This window comes from Pseudomonas sp. B21-041, assembly GCF_024748675.1.
GTDB lineage: Bacteria > Pseudomonadota > Gammaproteobacteria > Pseudomonadales > Pseudomonadaceae > Aquipseudomonas > Aquipseudomonas neuropathica.
The window spans coordinates 929,261-954,025 of the sequence record NZ_CP087175.1; the positions used below are offsets into that span (position 1 = coordinate 929,261).

The 24,765-nt window shown below is 59.3% G+C and carries 20 protein-coding genes and 3 tRNA genes; 20 read left to right on the plus strand and 3 right to left on the minus strand.

Going from position 1 to position 24,765, the window contains the following annotated elements; translation table 11 throughout:
- Positions 1-39 precede the first annotated feature (39 nt).
- The 13 genes from tpiA (at position 40) to LOY43_RS04015 (ending at position 11,094) form a co-directional block, all read left to right on the plus strand.
- Positions 40-795: a triose-phosphate isomerase gene (gene tpiA, locus LOY43_RS03955; RefSeq protein ID WP_016986498.1), complete on the plus strand. Its 756-nt coding sequence runs from the start codon at positions 40-42 to the stop codon at positions 793-795.
- A 4-nt stretch (positions 796-799) separates the two neighbouring features.
- The gene (gene secG, locus LOY43_RS03960; protein ID WP_027610782.1) at positions 800-1,186 is read left to right on the plus strand and encodes a preprotein translocase subunit SecG; all 387 of its coding nucleotides are present in this window, start codon (positions 800-802) and stop codon (positions 1,184-1,186) included.
- 22 nt (positions 1,187-1,208) lie between these two features.
- Positions 1,209-1,294, plus strand: a tRNA-Leu gene (locus LOY43_RS03965).
- Positions 1,295-1,391: 97 nt separating this feature from the next.
- Positions 1,392-1,468, plus strand: a tRNA-Met gene (locus LOY43_RS03970).
- Between the two features lie 139 nt (positions 1,469-1,607).
- Positions 1,608-2,066, plus strand: coding sequence for a ribosome maturation factor RimP (gene rimP, locus LOY43_RS03975; RefSeq protein ID WP_007915250.1), 459 nt, complete (start codon positions 1,608-1,610; stop codon positions 2,064-2,066).
- Between the two features lie 47 nt (positions 2,067-2,113).
- Positions 2,114-3,595 (plus strand): transcription termination factor NusA, encoded by a 1,482-nt coding sequence (nusA, locus tag LOY43_RS03980; protein ID WP_093435760.1) that lies wholly within the window; start codon positions 2,114-2,116, stop codon positions 3,593-3,595.
- A 27-nt stretch (positions 3,596-3,622) separates the two neighbouring features.
- Positions 3,623-6,154, plus strand: a complete 2,532-nt coding sequence (infB, locus tag LOY43_RS03985) for a translation initiation factor IF-2 (protein WP_095049713.1) — start codon at positions 3,623-3,625, stop codon at positions 6,152-6,154.
- Positions 6,155-6,313: 159 nt separating this feature from the next.
- The gene (gene rbfA, locus LOY43_RS03990; protein ID WP_095049714.1) at positions 6,314-6,715 is read left to right on the plus strand and encodes a 30S ribosome-binding factor RbfA; all 402 of its coding nucleotides are present in this window, start codon (positions 6,314-6,316) and stop codon (positions 6,713-6,715) included.
- 4 nt (positions 6,716-6,719) lie between these two features.
- Positions 6,720-7,637 (plus strand): tRNA pseudouridine(55) synthase TruB, encoded by a 918-nt coding sequence (truB, locus tag LOY43_RS03995; RefSeq protein ID WP_034154423.1) that lies wholly within the window; start codon positions 6,720-6,722, stop codon positions 7,635-7,637.
- 142 nt (positions 7,638-7,779) lie between these two features.
- Positions 7,780-8,049 carry a 30S ribosomal protein S15 gene (rpsO, locus tag LOY43_RS04000; protein WP_003197723.1) on the plus strand — a complete coding sequence of 90 codons (270 nt, stop codon included), beginning with the start codon at positions 7,780-7,782 and terminating at the stop codon, positions 8,047-8,049.
- A gap of 193 nt (positions 8,050-8,242) precedes the next feature.
- Entirely contained in the window at positions 8,243-10,348 is a 2,106-nt protein-coding gene (gene pnp / locus LOY43_RS04005; RefSeq protein ID WP_007915263.1) for a polyribonucleotide nucleotidyltransferase, read from the plus strand.
- Positions 10,349-10,477: 129 nt separating this feature from the next.
- A tRNA-Thr gene (locus tag LOY43_RS04010) sits at positions 10,478-10,553 on the plus strand.
- A 241-nt stretch (positions 10,554-10,794) separates the two neighbouring features.
- The gene (locus LOY43_RS04015; protein ID WP_220557721.1) at positions 10,795-11,094 is read left to right on the plus strand and encodes a DUF6388 family protein; all 300 of its coding nucleotides are present in this window, start codon (positions 10,795-10,797) and stop codon (positions 11,092-11,094) included.
- 51 nt (positions 11,095-11,145) lie between these two features.
- Here the strand turns inward: LOY43_RS04015 and nadC are convergent, their stop codons facing one another.
- On the minus strand, positions 11,146-11,994 hold the full coding sequence (gene nadC, locus LOY43_RS04020) for a carboxylating nicotinate-nucleotide diphosphorylase (protein ID WP_095125372.1): 849 nt from the start codon (positions 11,992-11,994) through the stop codon (positions 11,146-11,148).
- A gap of 370 nt (positions 11,995-12,364) precedes the next feature.
- On the opposite strand from nadC, the gene LOY43_RS04025 reads away from it, so the two are divergent.
- The 5 genes from LOY43_RS04025 (at position 12,365) to LOY43_RS04045 (ending at position 18,871) form a co-directional block, all read left to right on the plus strand.
- Positions 12,365-14,545 carry a DUF1631 domain-containing protein gene (locus LOY43_RS04025; protein ID WP_258709240.1) on the plus strand — a complete coding sequence of 727 codons (2,181 nt, stop codon included), beginning with the start codon at positions 12,365-12,367 and terminating at the stop codon, positions 14,543-14,545.
- Positions 14,546-14,609: 64 nt separating this feature from the next.
- Positions 14,610-15,170 carry a 1,6-anhydro-N-acetylmuramyl-L-alanine amidase AmpD gene (ampD, locus tag LOY43_RS04030; RefSeq protein ID WP_258709241.1) on the plus strand — a complete coding sequence of 187 codons (561 nt, stop codon included), beginning with the start codon at positions 14,610-14,612 and terminating at the stop codon, positions 15,168-15,170.
- Complete coding sequence (ampE, locus tag LOY43_RS04035) at positions 15,167-16,006, plus strand: regulatory signaling modulator protein AmpE (RefSeq protein WP_258709242.1); 840 nt, start codon at positions 15,167-15,169, stop codon at positions 16,004-16,006. The genes ampD and ampE overlap by 4 nt, the downstream gene beginning before the upstream one ends.
- 198 nt (positions 16,007-16,204) lie before the next feature.
- A complete protein-coding gene (locus tag LOY43_RS04040) occupies positions 16,205-18,235 on the plus strand; it encodes a methyl-accepting chemotaxis protein (protein WP_258709243.1) in 2,031 nt (676 codons plus the stop codon).
- Positions 18,236-18,481: 246 nt separating this feature from the next.
- Complete coding sequence (locus tag LOY43_RS04045; RefSeq protein ID WP_095049720.1) at positions 18,482-18,871, plus strand: hypothetical protein; 390 nt, start codon at positions 18,482-18,484, stop codon at positions 18,869-18,871.
- On the opposite strand, the gene LOY43_RS04050 is transcribed toward LOY43_RS04045, so the two are convergent.
- Both LOY43_RS04050 and cra read right to left on the minus strand, forming a co-directional pair.
- On the minus strand, positions 18,872-19,648 hold the full coding sequence (locus LOY43_RS04050; protein WP_095049721.1) for a TatD family hydrolase: 777 nt from the start codon (positions 19,646-19,648) through the stop codon (positions 18,872-18,874).
- 3 nt (positions 19,649-19,651) lie between these two features.
- Positions 19,652-20,647, minus strand: coding sequence for a catabolite repressor/activator (gene cra / locus LOY43_RS04055; RefSeq protein WP_093435805.1), 996 nt, complete (start codon positions 20,645-20,647; stop codon positions 19,652-19,654).
- 308 nt (positions 20,648-20,955) lie between these two features.
- Between cra and ptsP the strand changes: the two genes are divergently transcribed.
- On the plus strand, positions 20,956-23,817 hold the full coding sequence (gene ptsP / locus LOY43_RS04060) for a phosphoenolpyruvate--protein phosphotransferase (RefSeq protein WP_220557768.1): 2,862 nt from the start codon (positions 20,956-20,958) through the stop codon (positions 23,815-23,817).
- Entirely contained in the window at positions 23,817-24,758 is a 942-nt protein-coding gene (gene pfkB, locus LOY43_RS04065; protein ID WP_258709244.1) for a 1-phosphofructokinase, read from the plus strand. The genes ptsP and pfkB overlap by 1 nt, the downstream gene beginning before the upstream one ends.
- The last annotated feature ends 7 nt before the right edge of the window (positions 24,759-24,765 follow it).

Consider the following 24,765-nt stretch of genomic DNA (forward strand, 5'->3'; position numbering starts at 1 on the left):
GGGTAACATCTGCGCCCACTTTGACCGACGAGGTACAGCATGCGTCGCCCTATGGTAGCTGGTAACTGGAAGATGCACGGTACCCGCGCCAGCGTCGCTGAGCTGATCAACGGCCTTCGTCATCTGGCCTTGCCAAGCGGTGTTGATGTCGCGGTATTCCCGCCTTGCTTGTATATCAATCAAGTGATTGATGGCTTGAAAGGCAAATCGATTTCGGTCGGTGCGCAGAATTCTGCGGTGGAATCCATGCAAGGTGCATTGACCGGTGAGATTGCGCCGAGTCAGTTGGTGGATGCAGGTTGTTCCCTTGTGCTTGTCGGGCACTCCGAACGCCGCCAGATAATGGGCGAGCGAGACGGGATGCTGAATCGCAAGTTCGCAGCGGCACAGGCATGTGGCTTGATTCCGGTGTTGTGTATAGGGGAAACCCTGGAGCAACGCGAAGCTGGAAAAACTCTTGAGGTTGTCGGGCGTCAGCTGGGCAGCATCATCGAGGAGCTGGGTGTAGGTGCCTTTGCCAAGGCAGTCATTGCTTACGAGCCGGTCTGGGCTATTGGTACCGGACTGACTGCTACGCCGCAGCAAGCTCAGGATGTGCATAAAGCCATCCGCGAGCAGCTGGCGGCAGAGAATTCTGAAGTCGCACGAGGTGTGCGGCTTCTATACGGCGGCAGCGTGAAGGCGGCCAATGCGGTCGAACTGTTCGGCATGCCGGATATCGATGGGGGGCTCATTGGTGGAGCTTCCCTGAATGCAGATGAGTTCGGTGCGATCTGTCGCGCCGCGGGAAACTGAAAAAATGCTGGAAACAGTCGTAGTCGTTTTTCATCTGCTGGGTGCATTGGGCGTAGTTGCTCTGGTTTTGCTGCAGCAGGGTAAAGGTGCGGACGCTGGCGCGTCTTTCGGAGCAGGTGCTTCAAATACTGTGTTCGGAAGCCAAGGTTCCTCTACCTTTCTTAGTAAGTTTACTGCTATACTTGCCGCCGGTTTCTTCATAACCAGCTTGGGGTTAGGTTACTTTGCTAAAGAGAAGGCTCATCAGCTGACTCAAGCAGGATTGCCAGATCCAGCAGTGTTGGAAGTGCCTAAGCAACAACAACCGGCTTCTGATGATGTCCCGGTGCTTCAAGAGCAAAAGTCGGCTACTCCAGCGACTGACGTGCCTCCAGCTCAAGAGCAGAAGTAAGAAGAGTTTCAAACGTAGTTTTGCCGAGGTGGTGGAATTGGTAGACACGCAACCTTGAGGTGGTTGTGCCCATAGGGTGTAGGGGTTCGAGTCCCCTTCTCGGTACCAATTAGTCAGGAGAGCCCGCTGTTGCGGGCTTTCTTGTAGGTGGAAGGTTACATTGACCCTATAAGGGATCGGTCGTATACTTCCGCCCCAGCTTTGTCGCGGGGTGGAGCAGTCTGGTAGCTCGTCGGGCTCATAACCCGAAGGTCGTCGGTTCAAATCCGGCCCCCGCAACCAGTTTAAGGAGCCCCTTTTAAGGGGCTTTTTGTTAGCTGGACACTTTCAACGCCGCTGTTCGACGGCGTTTCAAGGATGGGCGTTAAGCCCATTTTTTTATTTTGCAAAGCATGCACATATCATGCACTAGGGGGTTCAGGTGTCGAGCAAGCTAGAAGAGTTGCAGGCCTTGCTGGCCCCGGTGGTCGTGGCCCTGGGCTATGAATGCTGGGGTATCGAGTTTTCGGCTCAGGGTCGTCACTCGATGTTGCGCGTTTATATCGATAAAGAGGGTGGCGTGCTGGTGGACGATTGCGCCATTGTCAGCCGTCAGATCAGCGGTGTACTGGATGTTGAAGATCCAATTTCCGTTGAATACACCCTCGAAGTTTCCTCGCCTGGCATGGAGCGCCCACTGTTCACTCTTGAGCAGTTTGCAAAATTTGCCGGTGAACAAGTGAAGATCAAGCTGCGCTCGCCTTTTGAAGGTCGACGCAACTTTCAGGGCCTTCTGCGCGGTGTAGAAGAACAGGATGTCGTGGTGCAGGTAGACGACCATGAGTTCCTGTTGCCGATCGATATGATCGACAAGGCCAACATTATTCCCAGTTTTGACTGAGACGCGGATCCCGCGGATCCAATGGCTTGCGAAAGGCGAGGCGTACGATGAGCAAAGAAGTACTGCTGGTTGTTGAGTCGGTATCCAATGAAAAGGGCGTACCGGCAAGCGTAATTTTTGAAGCGCTGGAGCTGGCTCTGGCCACTGCTACCAAAAAGCGTTTTGAAGACGAAGTAGACCTGCGTGTGGAAATTAACCGCCACACCGGTTCTTACGAAACTTTCCGTCGCTGGACGGTCGTTGAAGAGAATGATCTCGACGATCCGGCCATCGAAACCTGGCCAACCAAGGTTGCTGAAACGCATCCTGGCGCCAAGGTTGGCGACGTCGTTGAAGAAAAGATCGAATCCATCGAGTTCGGCCGCATCGCTGCACAGACTGCCAAGCAGGTCATTGTGCAGAAAGTTCGCGAAGCCGAGCGCGCTCAAGTGGTCGACGCCTATCGCGAGCGCCTGGGAGAAATCATCTCCGGCACCGTGAAAAAAGTCACCCGCGACAACGTGATCGTCGATCTGGGTAACAACGCTGAGGCGTTGCTGGCCCGTGAAGACATCATTTCTCGCGAAACTTTCCGTGTCGGCGTGCGCCTGCGTGCGCTGCTCAAGGAAATCCGCACCGAGAACCGCGGCCCGCAGCTGATCCTGTCGCGTACCGCGCCGGAAATGCTGATCGAGCTGTTCCGCATCGAAGTGCCGGAAATTGCCGAAGGCCTGATCGAGGTAATGGCAGCGTCCCGTGATCCGGGTTCGCGCGCCAAGATCGCCGTCCGCTCCAAGGACAAACGCATCGACCCGCAGGGCGCTTGCATCGGTATGCGCGGTTCGCGCGTCCAGGCAGTGTCGGGTGAGTTGGGCGGTGAGCGTGTTGATATCGTCCTGTGGGATGACAACCCGGCTCAGTTCGTGATCAACGCCATGTCCCCGGCTGAGGTTGCGGCAATTATCGTTGACGAAGATGCCCACGCCATGGACATCGCCGTTGGCGCAGACAATCTGGCTCAGGCCATCGGTCGAGGTGGTCAGAACGTGCGTCTGGCGAGCCAGTTGACTGGCTGGACCCTGAACGTGATGACCGAATCGGACATCCAGGCTAAGCAGCAAGCAGAAACCGGCGACATCCTGCGCAACTTCATCGACGAGCTGGAAGTCGACGAAGAACTGGCTCAGGTGCTGGTAGATGAAGGCTTCACCAGCCTGGAAGAGATTGCCTACGTACCGTTGGAAGAAATGCTCAACATCGACGGCTTTGACGAGGACATCGTCAACGAGCTTCGCGCTCGTGCCAAGGATCGTTTGTTGACCAAAGCCATCGCTACTGAGGAAAAGCTGGCAGACGCCCATCCGGCCGAAGACCTGCTCTCGCTTGAGGGTATGGACAAGGATTTGGCGATGGAACTGGCGGTGCGCGGCGTAATTACCCGCGAAGACCTGGCCGAGCAGTCTATTGACGACCTGCTCGACATCGACGGCATTGACGATGATCGTGCCGGCAAGTTGATCATGGCCGCCCGAGCCCACTGGTTCGAGTAATTAGGCGCGGCCTGAGGAGAGAAGTGCATGACGCAAGTCACGGTGAAACAACTGGCCGATGAGGTCAAAACACCGGTAGAGCGCCTGTTGCAGCAGATGCGTGAGGCAGGTCTGCCGCACACCGCCGCCGAAGAAAATGTGACTGACAGTGAGAAGCAGTCCCTGCTGACTCACTTGAAAAGCAGCCACAAGGCGAAAGTGGAAGAACCACGCAAGATCACGCTGCAGCGTAAAACCACCAGCACCCTGCGTGTGGCTGGTAGCAAAAGCATCAGCGTAGAAGTTCGCAAAAAGAAAGTTTTCGTACAGCGTAGCCCGGAAGAAATCGAAGCCGAACGCAAGCGTGAACTGGATGAGCGTCGCGCAGTAGAAAATGCTGCTCGTCAGAAGGCTGAAGAAGAAGCCAAGCAGCGCGCCGAAGAAGAAGCGCGTCGCCAGCCTGCTGCTGCGCAGACCGCTACCAGCGACGCCGTTGCGGCGCCGGCTGCAGCTGCCGAACCTGTTCGCGAAAGCGCGCCGGTGGTTGCCGCTGCTCCAGCTCCGTCTGCTGAAGTTCGTAACAAGCAGAACGAACAGCGCCGTCCGGACAAACCACGTGCTGACGACAACAATCGTCGCAGCGGTGGTGGTGATGGCGAGCGCAAAAACGCTCCGCATCGCGCATCGGTCAAAGAAAAAGCGCCGGCTCCACGTGTGGCGCCACGCACTACCGACGAAGAAAGCGATGGCTTCCGTCGCGGTGGTCGCGGCAAGGCCAAGCTGAAAAAGCGCAACGCCCACGGTTTCCAGAGCCCTACCGGCCCTGTCGTGCGTGACGTGCAGATCGGCGAGACCATCACTGTTGGCGATCTCGCCAATCAGATGTCGGTCAAGGCTGCTGAAATCATCAAGTTCATGTTCAAACTGGGTACTCCAGCGACCATCAACCAGGTACTTGATCAGGAAACTGCTCAACTGGTTGCTGAAGAGCTGGGCCACAAAGTGACCCTGGTCAGCGACACCGCCCTGGAAGATTCCCTGGCCGAGTCCCTGAAGTTTGAAGGCGAAACGTTCTCCCGTGCACCGGTCGTGACCGTAATGGGCCACGTTGACCACGGTAAAACCTCGCTGCTCGACTACATCCGTCGTGCCAAGGTAGCTGCTGGCGAAGCCGGCGGTATCACTCAGCACATCGGTGCGTACCACGTTGAAACCGAACGCGGCATGGTCACCTTCCTCGATACCCCGGGTCACGCCGCGTTTACCGCAATGCGTGCCCGTGGTGCCAAGGCGACCGACATCGTGATTCTGGTGGTTGCAGCGGACGACGGCGTGATGCCGCAGACCATTGAAGCTGTTCAGCACGCTGTAGCGGCTGGCGTTCCACTGGTTGTTGCAGTGAACAAAATCGACAAGCCGGGCGCCGATCTCGATCGCATCCGTAGCGAACTGTCGGTTCACGGCGTGACTTCTGAAGAGTGGGGCGGTGATACGCCGTTCGTACCGGTGTCGGCGAAAGTCGGTACTGGCGTGGACGAGCTGCTTGAAGCCGTTCTGCTGCAAGCTGAAGTGCTTGAACTGAAAGCGACTCCATCGGCTCCTGGCCGTGGTGTTGTGGTTGAATCGCGTCTCGACAAAGGTCGTGGCCCGGTTGCAACCGTTCTGGTTCAAGACGGTACCCTGCGCCAAGGCGACATGGTACTGGTCGGTTCGAACTATGGCCGCGTTCGCGCCATGCTCGACGAGAACGGCAAGCCAATTAAAGAAGCCGGTCCTTCCATCCCTGTCGAGATTCTCGGCCTGGACGGTACTCCAGACGCTGGCGACGAGATGAGCGTGGTTGCTGACGAGAAGAAAGCCCGCGAAGTGGCTCTGTTCCGTCAAGGCAAGTTCCGCGAAGTCAAACTGGCTCGCGCTCACGCCGGCAAGCTGGAAAACATCTTCGAAAACATGGGTCAGGCCGAGAAGAAGACGCTTAACATCGTCCTCAAATCCGACGTCCGTGGTTCGCTGGAAGCTCTGCAAGGCGCTCTGAATGGCCTGGGCAACGACGAAGTGCAAGTGCGCGTCGTCGGCGGCGGTGTCGGTGGTATCACCGAGTCCGACGCTAACCTGGCACTGGCTTCCAATGCTGTACTGTTCGGCTTCAACGTGCGTGCCGATGCTGGCGCACGGAAGATCGTCGAGCAGGAAGGTCTGGACATGCGTTACTACAACGTGATCTACGACATCATCGAAGACGTCAAGAAAGCCCTGACCGGCATGCTCGGCAGCGATGTTCGCGAGAACATCCTGGGTGTGGCCGAAGTGCGTGACGTGTTCCGTTCGCCGAAGTTTGGCGCGATCGCTGGCTGCATGGTGATCGAAGGTGTTGTGCACCGTAACCGTCCGATCCGTGTACTGCGTGAAGACATCGTTATCTTCGAAGGCGAGCTGGAATCCCTGCGCCGCTTCAAGGATGACGCTTCCGAAGTACGTGCCGGCATGGAATGCGGTATCGGCGTGAAGAGCTACAACGACGTCAAAGTCGGCGACAAGATCGAAGTCTTCGAGAAGGTTCAGGTTGCTCGCAGCCTCTAACTCGCGCACTTCAGGAGCCGTGATGGGCTGCCGTACTCAACGGTGCGGCGCATCACCCGGACTCTAAACGCAACGCCCGGTCTGGCTTTTGTCAGGCCGGGCGTTTGCCGCTTTCAGACCTTGCGGGTTTCACCGCAGGGCAGTAACAGGTAACAAATCATGGCAAAAGAATACAGCCGTACCCAACGTATCGGCGATCAGATGCAGCGTGAGCTGGCCCAACTGATCCGTCGCGAAGTCAAAGATCCACGCGTGGGTCTGGTCACCATTACCGCTGTGGAAGTCAGCCGTGACGTCGGTCACGCCAAGATTTTCATTACCGTGATGGGCCAGGACAACGCTGAAGATATCGCACAAAGCATCAAGGTGCTCAACGCCGCCGCAGGTTTCCTGCGCATGCAGCTGGCCCGTGAAATGAAGCTGCGCAGCGTGCCGCAATTGCACTTCCACTACGACGAATCCGTCGTGCGTGGCGCGCACCTGTCGGCCCTGATCGAGCGCGCCGTGGCTGAAGACAATCAGCACCTGGACGTCGCTGCACCTGAAGACACCAAGGAGTAATTCGGTGGCTCAGGTCAAACGTATCCGTCGTAACGTCAGCGGCATCATCTTGCTCGACAAACCGTTGGGGTTCACCTCCAACGCTGCGTTGCAGAAGGTCCGCTGGCTGCTCAACGCCGAGAAAGCCGGTCACACCGGTAGCCTCGATCCGCTGGCCACCGGCGTCTTGCCGTTGTGCTTCGGTGAGGCCACCAAGTTCTCGCAATACCTGCTCGATTCCGACAAGGGTTATGAAACCCTGGCGCAACTGGGCAAGACCACCACCACGGCTGATGCTGAAGGTGAGGTTTTGCAGGAACGCCCGGTGACCGTTGGTCGCGCCGATGTCGAAGCGGCATTGCCGAAATTTCGCGGGCAAATCAGTCAGATACCGCCGATGTACTCGGCGCTCAAGCGTGATGGCCAACCGCTGTACAAGCTGGCTCGTGCAGGCGAAGTAGTGGAGCGCGAACCGCGTTCTGTTACTATTGCGCGCTTGGAATTACTGGCCTTCGAAGGCGATACTGCGCGTCTTGCGGTGGATTGCAGCAAGGGCACCTATATTCGCACCCTGGTGGAGGATATCGGTGAGCAACTTGGTTGTGGTGCGTACGTCGCTGAATTGCGTCGTACCCAGGCCGGGCCTTTCACCCTGGCGCAGACGGTTACCCTCGAAGAGCTGGAAGCAGTACATGCCGAAGGCGGCAACGAAGCGGTTGATCGCTTCCTGATGCCATCGGACAGCGGCCTGCTGGATTGGCCGTTGCTGCACTTCTCGGAAGCGAGCGCGTTCTACTGGCTCAATGGCCAGCCGGTACGTGCCCCGGATGCTCCGAAGTTCGGCATGGTACGGGTACAGGATCACAATGGTCGCTTCATCGGTATCGGTGAAGTGAGCGAAGACGGGCGCATCGCGCCACGTCGTTTGATTCGGTCAGAATGACCGGAACCGGCCTGTGTAACAGCAGGTCGGCGAGTGTGGCTGTTAACAGGCACGGTCACGACTCATTTATAGATACAGGGATTTGTCCCTGGCCTGTTGAAGCTGTTTCCCTGAAACAGTTTCCTGATAAAAGGATTGCCTCATGGCTCTCGACGTTCAAGAAAAAGCTCAAATCGTTGCTGACTACCAGCAAGCTGTTGGTGACACTGGTTCGCCAGAAGTGCAAGTTGCACTGCTGACCCACAACATCAACAAACTGCAAGGTCACTTCAAGGCCAACGGTAAAGATCACCACTCCCGTCGTGGTCTGATCCGCATGGTAAACCAGCGTCGCAAGCTGCTGGACTACCTGAAAGGCAAGGACGTGAGCCGTTACAGCGCTCTGATCGCTCGCCTGGGTCTGCGTCGCTAATCAGCGATTGCGCTATGAGGTTGGTGGTCTGCAAGACGTCCGCGGTTTACCGCGGTCGCCTTGCAGGCTCCCAGCCTCAAGTTTTATCTGGATGCACGTTTTACCCCGGACAAGGGTTGGGCCGATTCCCGACATTGCCCAAGAATTCGCAAGAAACCAGTTCCCCCAAGAGCCACAAAGAAGGTAGGACACCGTGAACCCGGTAATCAAAAAATTCCAGTTCGGTCAATCGACCGTTACCCTCGAGACTGGCCGTATCGCCCGTCAGGCCTCCGGCGCAGTATTGGTCACCGTTGACGACGACGTCAGCGTATTGGTGACTGTAGTCGGTGCAAAACAAGCCGATCCGGGCAAGGGCTTCTTCCCTCTGTCCGTTCACTACCAGGAAAAGACTTACGCTGCCGGTAAGATCCCTGGCGGTTTCTTCAAGCGCGAAGGCCGTCCTTCCGAGAAAGAAACCCTGACTTCCCGACTGATCGACCGTCCGATCCGTCCACTGTTCCCTGAAGGCTTCATGAACGAAGTGCAGGTTGTCTGCACCGTCGTTTCCACCAGCAAGAAAACCGATCCGGACATCGCTGCGATGATCGGTACCTCGGCTGCCCTGGCCATCTCGGGCATTCCGTTCGACGGCCCGATCGGCGCCGCTCGTGTAGCTTTCCACGAAAGCACCGGCTACCTGCTGAACCCGACTTACGAGCAGCAAGCTGCTTCGAGCCTGGACATGGTCGTTGCCGGTACTTCCGACGCCGTACTGATGGTTGAATCGGAAGCCAAAGAGCTGACCGAAGACCAGATGCTGGGCGCGGTACTGTTTGCTCACGACGAGTTCCAGGTGGTGATCAACGCCGTTAAAGAACTGGCTGCCGAAGCTGCCAAGCCGACCTGGACCTGGGCGCCTGCGCCAGAAGCCACCGAACTGCTGGGCGCTATCCGTGCCGAGTTCGGCGAAGCGATCTCCCAGGCTTACACCATCACCGTCAAGGCCGACCGTTACGCTCGCCTGGGTGAGCTGAAGGATCAAGTCGTTGCCAAGCTGTCCGGTGAAGAAGGCCAGCCTTCGTCCAGCGAAGTCAAAGCTGCTTTCGGCGAAATCGAATACCGCACCGTTCGCGAAAACATCGTAAACGGCAAGCCACGTATCGACGGTCGCGACACCAAAACCGTACGTCCGCTGAACATCGAAGTCGGCGTTCTGCCGAAGACTCACGGTTCGGCGCTGTTCACCCGTGGTGAAACCCAGGCTCTGGTCGTTGCAACACTGGGTACTGCCCGTGACGCACAACTGCTGGACACCCTGGAAGGCGAGAAAAAAGACCCGTTCATGCTGCACTACAACTTCCCTCCGTTCTCGGTGGGCGAGTGTGGTCGCATGGGTGGTGCTGGTCGTCGTGAAATCGGTCACGGCCGTCTGGCCCGTCGTTCGGTTTCGGCCATGCTGCCAGCCGCTGACGTGTTCCCGTACACCATCCGTGTAGTTTCGGAAATCACCGAATCCAACGGTTCGAGCTCGATGGCTTCCGTTTGCGGCGCTTCCCTGGCCCTGATGGATGCTGGTGTGCCGATGAAGGCGCCGGTTGCCGGTATCGCCATGGGTCTGGTTAAAGAAGGCGAGAAATTTGCCGTCCTGACCGACATCCTGGGTGACGAAGACCACCTGGGCGACATGGACTTCAAAGTAGCCGGTACCGCCAAAGGCGTTACTGCGCTGCAGATGGACATCAAGATCAAGGGCATCACCGAAGAGATCATGGAAATCGCTCTGGGCCAAGCCCTGGAAGCGCGCCTGAACATTCTCGGTCAGATGAACCAGATCATCGGCCAGTCGCGTACCGAACTGTCGGCCAACGCTCCGACCATGATCGCGATGAAGATCGACACCGACAAGATCCGTGACGTTATCGGTAAAGGTGGCGCGACCATCCGTGCGATCTGTGAAGAAACCAAGGCTTCGATCGACATCGAAGACGACGGTTCGATCAAGATCTTCGGCGAAACCAAGGAAGCGGCTGAAGCAGCACGTCAGCGCGTTCTGGGTATCACCGCTGAAGCCGAGATCGGCAAGATCTACGTCGGCAAGGTTGAGCGCATCGTCGACTTCGGCGCATTCGTCAACATCCTGCCGGGCAAGGACGGTCTGGTGCACATCTCGATGCTGAGCGACGCTCGCGTAGAGAAAGTGACCGACATCCTGAAAGAAGGCCAGGAAGTGGAAGTGCTGGTACTGGACGTGGACAACCGCGGCCGTATCAAGCTGTCCATCAAAGACGTGGCAGCGGCCAAGGCTTCGGGCGTTTAATCACCCCAAAGCGTTAGCGCAATAAAAATGCCCCGCCGTGAAAACGGCGGGGCATTTTTTTGTCTGCGAAATATCGGGACATTCTGCGAAGTTGCCGGACTTCAAGACCGGTGCTAGGTTTAGCCCACCGCCCGTGTAGCTCAGCCGGTAGAGCAGCGCACTCGTAACGCGAAGGTCGCAGGTTCGATTCCTGTCTCGGGCACCACCTTATTCATCTCTCTCACTTATCGCCATGCGGATTTATGTTCCGCAGGTCAGCTTTTTGTGGGAGAGATGTAAAGACCCATGTAATTCGTCATGCAAACGTCCTATATTCGGTGCCTGCATGAGCATCGCTTAGCAGTTTTCAGATGATCCCGAATGGTTCCGAAGGCCGGTCAATCCGCGTCAGAGAGATCCTTGATGATCCAGATCCATCCTCCATTCCTAAGATCAGCGAGAACGCCATGACCGAATTAACTCAAGAGCAACGTCACGAACAAGCGCTGGGAAAGTACATTCTGGACGTACCGGACCTCAAGGAAGAGATCAAGGATCTCAGTCCCGACGATCAGAAAGACCAGATCCAGTGGGCCTTCGAAGATGAAGCCGAAGCCCAGGGCTTGCAGCCGTGGGAACTGACGCTCAAGTACACGAGCACGCCGGAAGAGTTCGAGGCGCAGCGCCTCGTGCTGCACAAAGAGGCGGCCGAAGTGCTGGGTGTCGAGTGGGAAGAATACTGCGAGATGAATAATCTGGTGGTCTGAAACAAAAACGCCAGCCTCAACCGGGCTGGCGTTTTTTATTGCGTGAAACCTTCAAAGGCTCAAGCGCATCGACAGATCCACCGCTTTGACATCCTTGGTCATCGCACCGATCGAGATGTAATCCACTCCAGTTTCGGCGATCGGCAGCAGCGTGCTTTCGTTGATGCCACCGCTGGCTTCCAGCTTCGCCTTGCCGCCATTCAGGCGCACGGCTTCGCGCATGTCATCCAGGCTCAACTCATCAAGCATGATGATGTCGGCGCCGGCGGTCAGTGCTTCTTTCAGCTCATCCAGACTTTCCACTTCGACTTCCACCGGTTTGCCCGGCGCAATCTTGTGCGCGGCGGCAATGGCTTGTGGAATGCCACCGCTGGCGGCGATGTGGTTTTCCTTGATCAGGAACGCGTCGTACAGACCGATGCGATGGTTATGGCAGCCACCGCAGGTCACCGCGTATTTCTGCGCCAGACGCAGGCCCGGCAGGGTTTTGCGGGTGTCGAGCAACTTGACCTGAGTAGCGCCGACGAAATCCGCCAGGTACTGCGCGCGAGTCGCCACACCCGACAGCAGTTGCAAGAAGTTCAGCGCACTGCGTTCCCCGGTCAGCAGCGAACGGGCCGGCCCTTCCAGATGAAACAGCGGCTGATTGGGTTTTACCCGCTCGCCATCGACCACTTGCCAGTGCACCGCGACCCGTGGATCGAGCTGACGAAACACGGCATCGACCCACGCCGTGCCGCAGATGACGGCTGCATCGCGGGTGATGATGGTGGCTTTGGCCAGTCGTTCGGCCGGGATCAGTTGCGCGGTGATGTCGCCGCTGCCGATGTCTTCGAGCAACGCACGGCGCACGTTGGCTTCGATTTCGGCGGTCAAATCGGCGAGACGTAGATTCGGCATAACGGGCTCCACAAACAAAGTGGTTCGATTATAGGGGCATGGCGCGAGCCAACCCAAGGCGAGAACGCGCGTGCTTGCCTGCATCCGGTCGATTTTCTTTGAGCAAAACGCGCCCGGACAGGGTCATTGAGAGGGCATAGGGGAAACCCTGACGACTATGGCGCCGTGGGCAAGTTATGAAAGATAATCTGCCTTGCATTTGACGTCATAGCTTTGACGTCCTGATTGAACTGGTGGGAGCGAACCTGCTCGCGAATGCATTCTTTCAGTGACATTGCTGCGGCTGACACACCGCCATCGCGAGCAGGCTCGCTCCCACACGGGATCCGGGTTGGCTTACCCGAACGAATCACCGTTTCAGGAGGCTTGGATGCACAACGACGGGAAAGTGGTGCCTTTGCACAAGAGCGCTACCGATCAGGCGAATCACTCGCTGCTCGCCCGCCTGCCTGTGATTCTGCTTCAGGTTCGCGACAAGGCTGCCCAGCAACTGCGCCACGGTTTACAGGAGCTGTTCGATAACGCTGACGACACGCTGTTTGAAATGGCCGACCGGGCGCGCAACGACGTCGAGCAGAACATCTTCTTCGAAGCCATGCGCGACCTGCGCCTCAAGCGCAAAAACATCGAGCGTGGCTTCCTTGAGCAATTTTTCGAAGCCTTCGTCGGCCTGACGCAATACGACCCCACGCACAACACGCTGCCGCACGCCCTGATCTACGACGAACTGGCACCGCGCAGCGACGACATGGAGCGCAGCGTGGCGGTCGAGACCATGGTCGGTCGCGTGCTCAAGCGTGACGGCTTCGCCCTCGATCAACTGACCGCGCGCCTTAACGCGCTGCTCGGCAACACCCTCGACGATCAGCACAACCCGCTCGGCCCGGCGCGGCTCTGTGAGTTTTTCCTCCAGGCCGGGCGTAATCTGGGCGTGGAAATCAAGGTCAAGCTGATCCTGCTCAAACTGTTCGAGCGTTATGTCTTGGCCGACACCGAACAGCTTTACGCCGAAGCCAATCAATTGTTGCTCGCCACCGGTGTGTTGCCCGAGTTGAAAGCAGCCCCTGCACGTCGCGCAATTGATCGTGCGATCGCCAATGTGCACAGCGAGGAACGCGACGACACGCCGCCCGTCGACGAAGGCGTGCAGGAGGTTTTCGCCGCGTTGCAGCAGTTGCTCGCGCAGGTGCGCGGCAGTGTTGCGCCGACCTTGGAGTCCAGCGTCGCGGCGCAACCGATTTCCTCCCGCGACCTGCTGCGCCTGCTCTCGCATTTGCAACAATACGTGCCGGCGCTGGCGGCGCAGGATGACTTCGATCTGCGCAATCAGCTCGAACAACTGTTGACCCGAGTCAGTGTCAGAAGCGGCAAATCGCGGATCGTCGGCGATGCGGACGAAGACGTGATCAACCTGATCGCGATGGTCTTTGACTGCATTCTTGAAGACCGTAATGTGCCGGATTCGCTCAAGGCGCTGATCGCCCGGTTGCAGATCCCGATGCTCAAGGTCGCGGTGCTCGACAAGAGTTTCTTCAGCCGCAGTACCCATCCGGCGCGGCGCCTGCTCAACGAAATCGCCGCGGCGGCCATGGGCTGGGGCGATTGCGACGGTGAGGCACGCGACAGCTTGTACCTGCGGATCGAACAAGTGGTGCAGCGCCTGCTCAACGATTTCGTCGACGACCCGGCGATTTTTTCCGAGTTGCTGGCTGACTTTCTCGCCTTCACCAGCGATGAACGCCGCCGCAGCGAGCTGCTTGAACAGCGCCTGCGTGATGCTGAAGAGGGGCGGGCAAAAACCGAACTGGCGCGGCGTCGGGTCGAGCGCGCGTTGAATCAAGCGCTGCTGGGCAAGACTCTGCCGCCGACCGTGGTCACCTTCGTCCAGGACGCCTGGAGCAAAGTACTGCTGCTGACCTGTCTCAAGCATGGCGATCAGTCCGCTGAATGGCAGGCCGATGTGCAGACCATGGAGCAGCTGATCTGGAGTGTGCAGCGCCATGACGACGCTGAATCCAGCCTGCGCTTGCTGGCACTTGTGCCGGGTTTGCTCAAGGCACTGCGTGATGGTCTGAGCAGTTCGGCGTTCGATCCGTTCGCCACCAGCGAGTTTTTCAGTGAGCTGGAAGCCCTGCATGTGCGGGTGCTAGAGCGCTCCGAGCAGGCCGATCAGGCTTTGCCCATGGTCGAGGTGTCGCAACAGATCATCCTGCAAACCGCTGATGAGGGCAGCGCGGGGCTAACCTCGGTACGTTTGCCCCACGACGCCGCCGGTCTGCGTCAGGTCGAACAACTGCGTCTGGGCAGTTGGGTGGCGTTTCAGGAAGACGAAGACCATAGCCTGCGCTGCAAGCTGGCAGCCATTATCGAAGCCACGGGCAAGTATGTATTTGTCGATCGCACCGGGATGAAGGTGCTCGAGCGCAGCCGCGTTGCGCTGGCCTTGGAGTTCCAGCGTGGCGCGGTGCGTACGCTGGACGACACCTTGTTGTTCGATCGCGCGCTGGAGTCGGTGCTGGGCAATCTGCGACGACTCAATCGCGGCAAGTGATCGCGCGCCGGGGGCCGATCACGGCATACTGGGCGCCAACACAGTCGGCGTTGAAGGAATCGGTATGCAGTTGGATCCCGCTAGCGGGTGGTGTCACGGGGTGCAGGTCTGCCCATCGCCCAACTTCAATGAGCGCCCGGCGGGCGAAATTTCCCTGTTGGTCATCCACAACATCAGCCTGCCGCCGGCGCAGTTCGCCACGGGCAAGGTGCAGGAATTTTTCCAGAATCGTCTGGATGTCACCGAACATCCCTATTTTGCAGGGATTGCTGACCTGCGCGTCTCGGCGCACTTTCTGATTGAACGTGACGGCAAGGTCACCCAGTTTGTCTCCTGTCTTGAGCGCGCGTGGCATGCCGGCGTCTCGGTCTTCGAAGGACGGGAAACCTGTAACGATTTTTCCGTGGGCATCGAGCTCGAAGGCACCGATGATCTGCCGTTCACCGACGCGCAGTATCAGGCGTTGACGGCGTTGACCCGCCAGTTACAAAGAGCATTTCCGGCCATCACCGGCGCCCGCATTTGTGGGCACAGCGACATAGCACCCGGGCGTAAGACCGATCCTGGCCCGGCATTCGACTGGGCGCGTTACCGCGCGGCCCTGGCACAAGAGGAAGGACAATGAGTTTTCTAGTGTTACTGCTGGCGTTGTGGATCGAGAAGTTTTCGGCCCTGCGTCATCGGGTTCAACGCGATGGCGGATGGATCCGCGAACTGAACAAACTCGAAACCAGCACGCGCCTGGCCAGACAGCCTTGGCTGGTGCTGACGATTCTGGTGCTGTTCCCGGTGGCGCTGTTGGCGTTGTTGCTATTGGTATTGGAGCCTGTGGCCTACGGCTTGCTGGCGTTGCCGGTGCATTTGCTGGTGGTGATTTACAGCCTGGGGCGCGGCGATTTGCTCGGCGGTCTCGGGCCGTTCCGTGATGCCTGGCGACGTGAGGATTTGCAAGCCGCAGCGCATGTGGCCAAGCGTGATCTGGATATTTGCGCCGACAGCGGCGAGCAGTTGCTTGAAAACGTGCAGGGGCATCTGCTGTGGCAGGCCTATCAGAGCTTTTTTGCGGTGATCTTCTGGTATTTCGTACTTGGCCCGGTCGCGGCGTTGGCGTATCGCCTGTTGGCGCTGGCGCAGGAGCACGGCCAGAACCCGGCGCTGGTCGAGCGCGCGGCGCAACTGCGGCATGCCTTTGACTGGCTGCCGGTGCGCTTGTTGGCGGCGAGCCTGGCGCTGGTCGGCAATTTTGTCGCGGTCAGTCGGGTGATGCTGCATGAACTGCTGAACTGGAACATCAGCGCTGCGCAATTGATCAACCGGGTAGGTCTGGCGGCGGGCGAGATTCCACCTCCCGTGGTCGGGCCGGACGGCATCAACACCCTCGATTGCTTGTGGGAATTGCTGCTGCGCGCGGCGGTGTTGTGGTATGCCGGGTTTGCCTTGTGGACGGTTCTGGTTCACTGATTTCAAGAAAGATCAAAAGATCGCAGCCTGCGGCAGCTCCTACGAGGAGATCTGTGTGTCGCGGGCTGCGATGTCGTTAACCTTAAGTTACAAAACCTCCCTCCGATTTGAGCTATACAGAGATGGCGCTCGATAGTGGCTATCTGCTGTCGCCCCGCGCCTGCCAATAAAAACAAGAAAAACCAAGGGAGACTTCCAGTGAAGAGCTTGCTCTATCCCGCCGTCTCGCTGATGAACCGTCTGAGCTTCGGCATGAAGTTCAGCCTGATCAGCGTGCTGTTTCTGGTGCCGATGCTGGTGACCAATTTTTATCTGGTGCGCGATTCCTATCGCGAATTCCAGGGCACTCGGGTCGAGCTGCAAAGCCTTGATCTGCTGGGCAGTAGCCTGGCCCTGCGTCGGGATCTGGAAACCCTCAATAACCTGGTACAAATCAACGTCACCCTCGGCCAGTCCGGCAAGGCCGGCAACGTCGAGGCGCAGATAACCACCCTCGAACAAGCCGTTTTGACGCGCCTGCAAGGGCTGACGGCGATGACCGAGGATCCCGAGCAGATTCAGGTCTTCGACGGTAAGCGCGATGAAATGATTGCCGCGTTCAAGGCCCAGCAAACGGAAAACTCGCTGCAAAGCAAAAGTGCGTTGATCGGCAAATTGCTCGCCAGTGCGCAGATTTTCAGCCAGATCATTACCAGCCAGGCCGGCCTGAGCCGCGACAACCAGAGCGATATCCGTCAACTCAGCGAACTGGTCACCCTGATCACGCCGACCGTCACGCAAACCCTCGGTGAAGGCCGGGCCATGGGCTCGTATTCATTGGGCCAGGGTTTTCTCAACAGTTCTTCGAGCACCCGTTTCGATGAGCTGATGGTGCAGATCGAAAAACTCCAGGCCGAGTACGCGCTTAAACTGCAGGACGCCCTCGGCTCCAGCAAAGCCGCGCGGGATACCCTCAGCACGGTGGCCGACAGCAGCAAGGCCTCGCTGAAACAGGCCAGCGAGCTGTTCGAAGAGCAGGTGGTGATGGCCGACACCCTCGATGCGCCGTGGCAGGCGTTCTACGATCAGGTCACCGTGCTGATCGACAGGACTTACCAGCTCAACGAAGCCACCCTCAAATTCCTCGACACGCAATTGCAGCAGCGTCTGGCGCAGAACCGTACACACATGGTCTTGCAGGCGGTGGCGCTGTCGGTGGTGTTCGTACTGATCTTCTATCTCTACGGCGGTTTCTACGCCTCGACCCGCACCACGCTGAAACGCCTCGGGGCGATGATGGACAAGGTCGCGGCCGGCGACATGACCGTCAACTTCAAGGCCAATAGCCGCGATGAGCTGGGCGAGTTGGGCGAAGTCTTCAATGGCACGGTGAGGAAGATTCACGACTTGATCGAGCGCGTAGGTCAGACTGTCGCTGAGGTCGAGCGCCAGGCCGGGCAGGTTGAAAACGTCTCTGCGCAAAGCAATCAGGCGGTCGCCGGGCAACGCACGCAGATCGAGCAAGTGGCGACGGCGATGAACCAGATGTCGGCGACTTCACTGGAGGTGGCACGCAGTGCGGCGGCAGCGGTGAGCAGCGCCCATAGCGTCAATGACGAGACCATCAGTGGCCGTGGCCTGGTCGAGTCGCAGCAGGGCAGCATTGCTGCGCTGGCCAGCGAAATCGACCAGTCGGTGTTGGTGATCAACCAGTTAGCCAGCGACAGCCAGGCGATCAGTCGAGTACTGGAAGTGATCAAGAGTATTGCCGAACAAACCAACCTGCTGGCGCTCAACGCCGCGATCGAAGCCGCCCGTGCTGGCGAGCAGGGGCGCGGTTTTGCTGTGGTCGCCGATGAAGTACGCACCTTGGCCAAACGCACCCAGCAATCAACTGAAGAAATCGAACAGATGATCGCCAAACTGCACGGCGGTGTCGGCGCGGCCGTGAAGGCCATGGGCGTCAGCCATCAGATGGCCAATGGCACGGTCGGGCAGTCGGAAAAGGTCCAGCAGGCGCTGGAAAACATCCTTGGTGCGGTCGGTATGATCGTCGATCAGAACCAGCAGATCGCCGCTGCGGTTGAACAGCAAACTGCGGTGGCCCACGACATCGATCAGAACATCGTCGAGATCAACCGCGCCGGCGAGCGCACGGCGCAAGGTGCGCATCAGACCGAAGATGCCAGCCGGGCGCTGTCAGCCCAGGTCGTTGAGCTTAAACAACTGATCAGCGCGTTCCGCGTCTGAGGCACGCACGAAAACTGTGGGAGCGAGCCTGCTCGCGAATGCAATCTGTCAGTGACATCTCTGTCACCTGACACACCGCCTTCGCGAGCAGGCTCGCTCCCACAGGGTTTTGGGTTTTGTCAGAACCCTTTGTAGTACTTCTTCACTTCCGACCGTAAGCCTAATCCTGTTTCCCTCCAGGCTCTGGCATTTCCCCATCAATGAGCCAGTATCCATACCCAATCGTTCGCGTAGAGGAGGTCGCTCATGTCTGCCGCAACCTTGGGGGTGCGGGGCCGTTGTGCTCATTGCCTGACCACGCTGCTGCTCAAACCTTGGCAGCTCAATGCCATCTCGATCAATGAACCGTTTACCTGCGAGCATTGCCAGAAAGCGCTGGAGCTGCGATGCCCGCAACAGATCAAACGCTTCAAGTCGCTCGACTCACTGGCGCTGCTGCGCTTCAGCGCTTCGTTGGCGGTGTGCACTGCGCTGCTGGTGGCGTTGGTGATGGAGTGGGTGGGGCTACTTAGCGTCACTGAGCAACTGAACGCGTCACTGATCACGATCTTTGTGTACTTCTTGGTCGTCCGTTACGCGCGCCAGCGTCAACACCTGACGCTGATTCTGGAGGCCGCCAAGGCGCACGCCGACTGATTACCAGCCGAATACTTGGCAGCTATTGGCGGTACTGGCCGTCGCCAGTTGTTGCGGGCTGATATTCATCAGTCCGGCCAGCGCCTCGCAGATCGCCGGCAAGTGCGCCGGACTGTTGCGCTGACCGGGAAACATGACAGGTGCCATGTCCGGTGAATCGGTTTCCAGCACAATCGAATCCAGTGGCAGTTCCGCCAGCACCCGATGCATGCGCAACGCTTGTGGCCAGGTCGGTGCGCCGCCGAGGCCCAGTTTGAAACCGAGTTTGATGTATTCCCGAGCCTCTTCACGGCTGCCGGCAAAGGCGTGGATGATCCCCGCGCGTTTGAGCTTGAAGCGCTTGAGCGTCGCAATCACCGCCGCGTGGCTGCGACGCACATGGATCAGCGCCGGTAACTGAAAGTCAGCGGCCAATTGCAGTTGCGCCTCGAACAGCGCCTGTTGCCGCTCGCGGTCGAGGGTTTCGATGAAGTAATCCAGACCGATCTCGCCCACCGCACACAACTGCCGATGACCGCGTAATCGAGTCAGCCAATCACCAAGCGCCGACAAATCCTCAGGACGATGCTGATCGAGATACACCGGGTGCAGACCGAATGCCGCGTACAAATCGACATCGCTCTGCACCAGATCCCACATCCGTTGCCAATTGCCCTCATAGACGCCCAAAACCACCATCCGCCGCACCCCGAGGGCGCGGCTTTCGGCGAGCAACGCTAAGCGATCGGCGTCGAAGTCGGGGAAGTCGAGGTGGGTGTGGCTGTCGATCAGCTCCACGGTTCAGTCCCGGTGAATACGCTGCTTGAAGGTCCGCGCGATAGCTTGCACGCCGGGCTTGTACTCCGACTGCTCGACCGCCGCCAGGGCCAGTTCCAGCGCCTTGTCGGCGATCAACTGGTGCTGCTGTGCCATGGCGTTGACCGGCAGCGGCAGGAAATCCAGTAACTGCGTATCGCCGAAGGTGCCGAGGCGCAGCGGCCGCGATTTCAGCGGGAAGTCATGCAGCGCATCGAACACGCCTTGCAGCAGCACGTAGGACGTTGTCACCAGCGCATCCGGCAAATGCCCCAGACGTTGCAGGAGTTCTTCCATCAATTGCTTGCCGCATTCGCGACTGAAGGATTCGGCGTGTTCGACCAGCACTTCGCCTTTGAAGTCGACCAGCGCTTCTTTGAAACCGGCGGCACGCTCCTGGCTGATGCTCAGTTCCGGGCGCGCACCGAGCAGCACGATCTGCTTCGGTTGCGGATCGAGCAGGCTCTGGGTCAGGTGCAGGCTGGCTTCGCGGTCGTCACTGATCACCGAGCAGAAATGCTCGGGTTCCATGACGCGGTCGATGGCGATGATCGGCAGACCTTTGGCCTGCAACTGCCGATAACTGTCATCGCCGGCCGGAAGGCAACTGGCGACGATCAGCGCATCGCAGCGGCGCGCCTTGAATAGTTGCAGCAACTGCCGCTCGCTGTCTGGCGCATCGTCGGAGCTGGCGATCAGCAATTGATAGCCGCGCGCCCGCGCACCTTGCTCGAGCAGCTTGGCGATCCGCGCGTAACTGGGGTTTTCCAGATCCGGCAGAATAAAGCCCAGCGTGCGCGTGTGCCGACTGCGTAGCCCGGCTGCTTGAGGGTTTGGCGTAAAGCCGTGCAGATCGACCACTGCGCGCACCCGCTCGACGGTGGCGGTGCTGATGCGTTGCTGTTCGGCCTTGCCGTTGATGACGTAGCTGGCGGTGGTCACGGACACTCCGGCCAACCGCGCGATATCACTGAGTTTCAACCCGGGATTTCCTTGTTTTTTCGAGCTTGCCGCGACATTTTCGCCAATCCTACCCGATTAGGGCAGGCGACTATTGTCGCAGCGCATCCGACAAGTTGGACTTCAAGGATGGGACATTATCGAGTAACGTGCCGATCAATCTAGATTAAACGTTTCAGCAAGCGTATTTTCTACGTTTTAGACGTCTTTGGCCGGTTCTGCCGTGAAACCGCCAAAACTGCCGCTGAAAAGCAAAGCGGTAAAGCGCCTAAGCTGCAAACCATCCAAAACAATACCTGGCACTCATACAGCGCCAAAAAGGAGATCGCATGCTCGAGCTCACTATAGAGCAGATATCCATGGGCCAATCGGCTGTGGATAAACCCGCTGCCCTGCAACTGCTCGCCAATCACCTGGTGGCCGATGGTCTGGTTGCCGACGGTTACCTCGCTGGATTGCAGGCACGGGAAGCCCAGGGCTCGACCTTTCTCGGTCAAGGTATTGCCATTCCCCACGGAACGCCGCAAACCCGTGATCAGGTATTCGCCACTGGCGTGCGCCTGATGCAGTTCCCGGAAGGCGTGGATTGGGGCGATGGCCAGATCGTTTATCTGGCCATCGGCATCGCCGCCAAATCCGACGAACACCTGCGCCTGCTGCAACTGCTGACCCGCGCCCTCGGCGAGACCGATCTGGGCCAGGCTCTGCGTCGTGCCAGTTCCCCCGAAGCGCTGCTGAAATTGCTGCAAGGCGCGCCGCAGGAATTGGCGCTGGATGCACAGATGATCGGCCTCGGCGTTTCGGCCGACGATTTCGAAGAACTGGTCTGGCGTGGTGCACGTCTGTTACGGCAGGCCGATTGTGTGAGCAACGGTTTTGCCGGTGTGTTGCAGCAGGTCGAAGCGCTGCCCCTGGGCGATGGCTTGTGGTGGCTGCACAGCGAGCAAACCGTGAAGCGTCCGGGGCTGGCGTTCGTGACGCCGGACAAACCGATGCGCTACCTCGGTCAACCGCTCAGCGGTCTGTTCTGTCTGGCCAGCCTTGGCGAAGCGCATCAGGCGTTGCTTGAACGTCTTTGCGCGTTGTTGATCGAAGGTCGCGGCCATGAGCTCGGTCGCGCCACCAGCAGCCGCAAAGTCCTCGAAGTGCTCGGCGGTGAATTGCCCGCCGACTGGCCGAGCGCGCGTATTGCCCTGGCCAACGCCCATGGTTTGCATGCGCGCCCGGCAAAGATCCTTGCGCAACTGGCGAAGAGTTTTGATGGCGAAATTCGTGTGCGCATCGTCGACAGCCAGGACAGCGCCGTGTCGGTGAAGAGCCTGAGCAAGCTGCTCAGCCTCGGTGCCCGTCGCGGTCAGGTGCTGGAGTTGATCGCTGAACCAAGCGTCGCCGCTGACGCCTTGCCGGCACTCTTGGCCGCGATCGAAGAAGGCCTTGGCGAAGAAGTCGAGCCGCTGCCAGCCGTAAGCCAGCAGCGCGAGGTCATTGCCGACATCGCCGAAGTGCTGATCGCCCCGGCGTCCGGCGCTCAGTTGCAGGCGATCCCGGCAGCCCCTGGCATTGCCATCGGACCTGCGCATATTCAGGTTCAGCAAACCATCGATTACCCGCTGCGCGGCGAGTCTGCCGCCGTTGAGCGCGAACGCCTCAAGCAAGCGCTCAGCGACGTGCGCAGTGACATTCAGGGCCTGATCGAACGCAGCAAAGCCAAAGCCATCCGCGAGATCTTTATCACCCATCAGGAAATGCTCGACGATCCGGAACTCACCGATGAAGTCGACACCCGCCTCAAGCAAGGCGAAAGCGCCGAAGCAGCGTGGATGGCGGTGATCGAAGCGGCGGCCAAACAACAGGAATCGCTACAGGACGCGTTGCTCGCCGAACGGGCGGCGGACCTGCGTGACGTCGGTCGTCGCGTGCTGGCGCAACTGTGTGGCGTGCAAACTCCGAGCGAGCCTGAGCAACCGTACATTCTGGTGATGGACGAGGTCGGTCCGTCCGATGTCGCACGGCTGGATCCGGCGCGCGTGGCGGGGATTCTCACCGCGCGCGGCGGCGCCACGGCGCACAGTGCAATCGTTGCGCGTGCTCTCGGGATTCCAGCGCTGGTCGGCGCTGGCGCAGCGGTGTTGTTGCTGGCGCCGGGCACACCGTTGCTGCTCGACGGCCAACGCGGTCGCCTGCACGTCGACGCCGATGCGGCGACTCTGCAACGCGCCACCGAAGAACGCGACACCCGTGAGCAACGCTTGAAGATTGCCGCCGAACAACGCCATCAACCGGCACACACCACCGATGGCCATGCCGTCGAAGTGTTCGCCAACATCGGCGAAAGCGCTGGCGTGATCAGTGCGGTGGAGCAGGGCGCCGAAGGCATTGGCCTGCTGCGTACCGAACTGATTTTCATGGCCCACCCGCAAGCGCCGGACGAGGCCACGCAAGAAGCCGAATACCGCCGCGTTCTTGATGGTCTCGCCGGTCGACCGCTGGTCGTGCGCACGCTGGACGTCGGCGGCGACAAACCGCTGCCGTATTGGCCGATCGCCAAGGAAGAAAACCCGTTCCTCGGTGTGCGCGGTATTCGCCTGACCCTGCAGCGTCCGCAGATCATGGAAGCGCAATTGCGCGCCTTGCTGCGTTCGGCGGACAACCGTCCGCTGCGGATCATGTTCCCGATGGTTGGCAGCGTCGAAGAGTGGCGTCAGGCCCGCGACATGACTGAACGTCTGCGCCTGGAAATCCCGGTTGCTGATCTGCAACTGGGGATCATGATTGAAGTGCCGTCCGCCGCTCTGCTCGCGCCGGTATTGGCCAAGGAAGTCGACTTCTTCAGCGTCGGCACCAACGACCTGACCCAGTACACACTGGCCATCGACCGTGGTCACCCGACGCTTTCGGCACAGGCTGACGGCCTGCACCCGGCGGTGTTGCAACTGATCGACATCACCGTGCGCGCGGCCCATGCCCACGGCAAATGGGTCGGCGTCTGCGGTGAGCTGGCGGCAGATCCGCTGGCGGTGCCGGTGCTGGTCGGTCTCGGTGTCGATGAACTCAGCGTCTCCGGGCGCAGCATTGCCGAAGTCAAGGCACGCATCCGCGAACTCAGCCTGACCCAGGCGCAAACCCTTGCTCAACACGCCCTGGCCGTGGGCAGCGCGAACGAAGTGCGCGCATTAGTGGAGGCCCTGTAATGGCCAAGATTCTTACCCTGACCCTCAATCCGGCGCTCGACCTCACCGTCGAACTGCCACGCCTGGAGGCGGGTCAGGTCAATCGCAGCGACGAGATGCACACCCACGCTGCCGGCAAAGGCGTGAACGTCGCGCAAGTGCTGGCCGACCTTGGCCATCAACTGACGGTCAGCGGCTTTCTCGGTGAAGACAACCTGCAAGCGTTCGAAACCCTGTTCGCCAAGCGCGGTTTTGTCGACGCGTTTATCCGCGTGCCCGGTGAGACGCGCAGCAACATCAAAGTAGCTGAACAGGATGGGCGCATCACCGACATCAACGGCCCGGGACCGGTGGTCGATGCCGCCGCGCAGCAGGCGTTGCTGGAGCGTCTGGTGCAGATTGCACCAGGTCACGATGCGGTGGTGGTCGCCGGCAGTTTGCCGCGTGGCGTCACGGCGCAGTGGTTGCGTGAATTGATCGAACGGCTCAATCAACTTGGCCTGAAAGTCGCTCTCGACAGCAGCGGCGCAGCATTGCGCGAAGCTTTGAAAGCCAGTCCATGGCTGATCAAGCCGAACACTGAAGAACTCGCCGACGCGCTCGGTTGCGACGTGGTTTCTCACGCGGCCGAGGCTCAGGCAGCGGCGCGCTTGCATGCGCAAGGTATCGAGCACGTGGTGATCTCCCACGGTGCTGACGGCGTGAACTGGTTCAGCGTCGGTTCGGCACTGCATGCCACGCCGCCCAAGGTCAGCGTCGCCAGCACGGTCGGTGCCGGTGATTCGTTGCTGGCCGGCATGCTCCACGGTTTGCTCAGCGCCGATACGCCCGAGCAAACCCTGCGCACGGCCACCGCAATTGCGGCGATGGCGGTGACCCAGATCGGTTTTGGCATCAACGATGCGGCGCAACTGGCGCAGCTCGAACAGGGCGTGCGCGTGCGTCCCCTGACAGAACAATAAGAGGGTT

Coding starts and splice junctions, on each gene's coding strand:
- tpiA (WP_016986498.1), top strand. CDS start 40: ATGCGTCGCCCTATGGTAGCTGGTAACTGGAAGATGCACGGTACCCGC.
- secG (WP_027610782.1), top strand. CDS start 800: ATGCTGGAAACAGTCGTAGTCGTTTTTCATCTGCTGGGTGCATTGGGC.
- nusA (WP_093435760.1), top strand. CDS start 2,114: ATGAGCAAAGAAGTACTGCTGGTTGTTGAGTCGGTATCCAATGAAAAG.
- infB (WP_095049713.1), top strand. CDS start 3,623: ATGACGCAAGTCACGGTGAAACAACTGGCCGATGAGGTCAAAACACCG.
- rbfA (WP_095049714.1), top strand. CDS start 6,314: ATGGCAAAAGAATACAGCCGTACCCAACGTATCGGCGATCAGATGCAG.
- rpsO (WP_003197723.1), top strand. CDS start 7,780: ATGGCTCTCGACGTTCAAGAAAAAGCTCAAATCGTTGCTGACTACCAG.
- LOY43_RS04015 (WP_220557721.1), top strand. CDS start 10,795: ATGACCGAATTAACTCAAGAGCAACGTCACGAACAAGCGCTGGGAAAG.
- nadC (WP_095125372.1), bottom strand. CDS start 11,994: ATGCCGAATCTACGTCTCGCCGATTTGACCGCCGAAATCGAAGCCAAC.
- LOY43_RS04025 (WP_258709240.1), top strand. CDS start 12,365: ATGCACAACGACGGGAAAGTGGTGCCTTTGCACAAGAGCGCTACCGAT.
- ampD (WP_258709241.1), top strand. CDS start 14,610: ATGCAGTTGGATCCCGCTAGCGGGTGGTGTCACGGGGTGCAGGTCTGC.
- ampE (WP_258709242.1), top strand. CDS start 15,167: ATGAGTTTTCTAGTGTTACTGCTGGCGTTGTGGATCGAGAAGTTTTCG.
- LOY43_RS04045 (WP_095049720.1), top strand. CDS start 18,482: ATGTCTGCCGCAACCTTGGGGGTGCGGGGCCGTTGTGCTCATTGCCTG.
- ptsP (WP_220557768.1), top strand. CDS start 20,956: ATGCTCGAGCTCACTATAGAGCAGATATCCATGGGCCAATCGGCTGTG.
- pfkB (WP_258709244.1), top strand. CDS start 23,817: ATGGCCAAGATTCTTACCCTGACCCTCAATCCGGCGCTCGACCTCACC.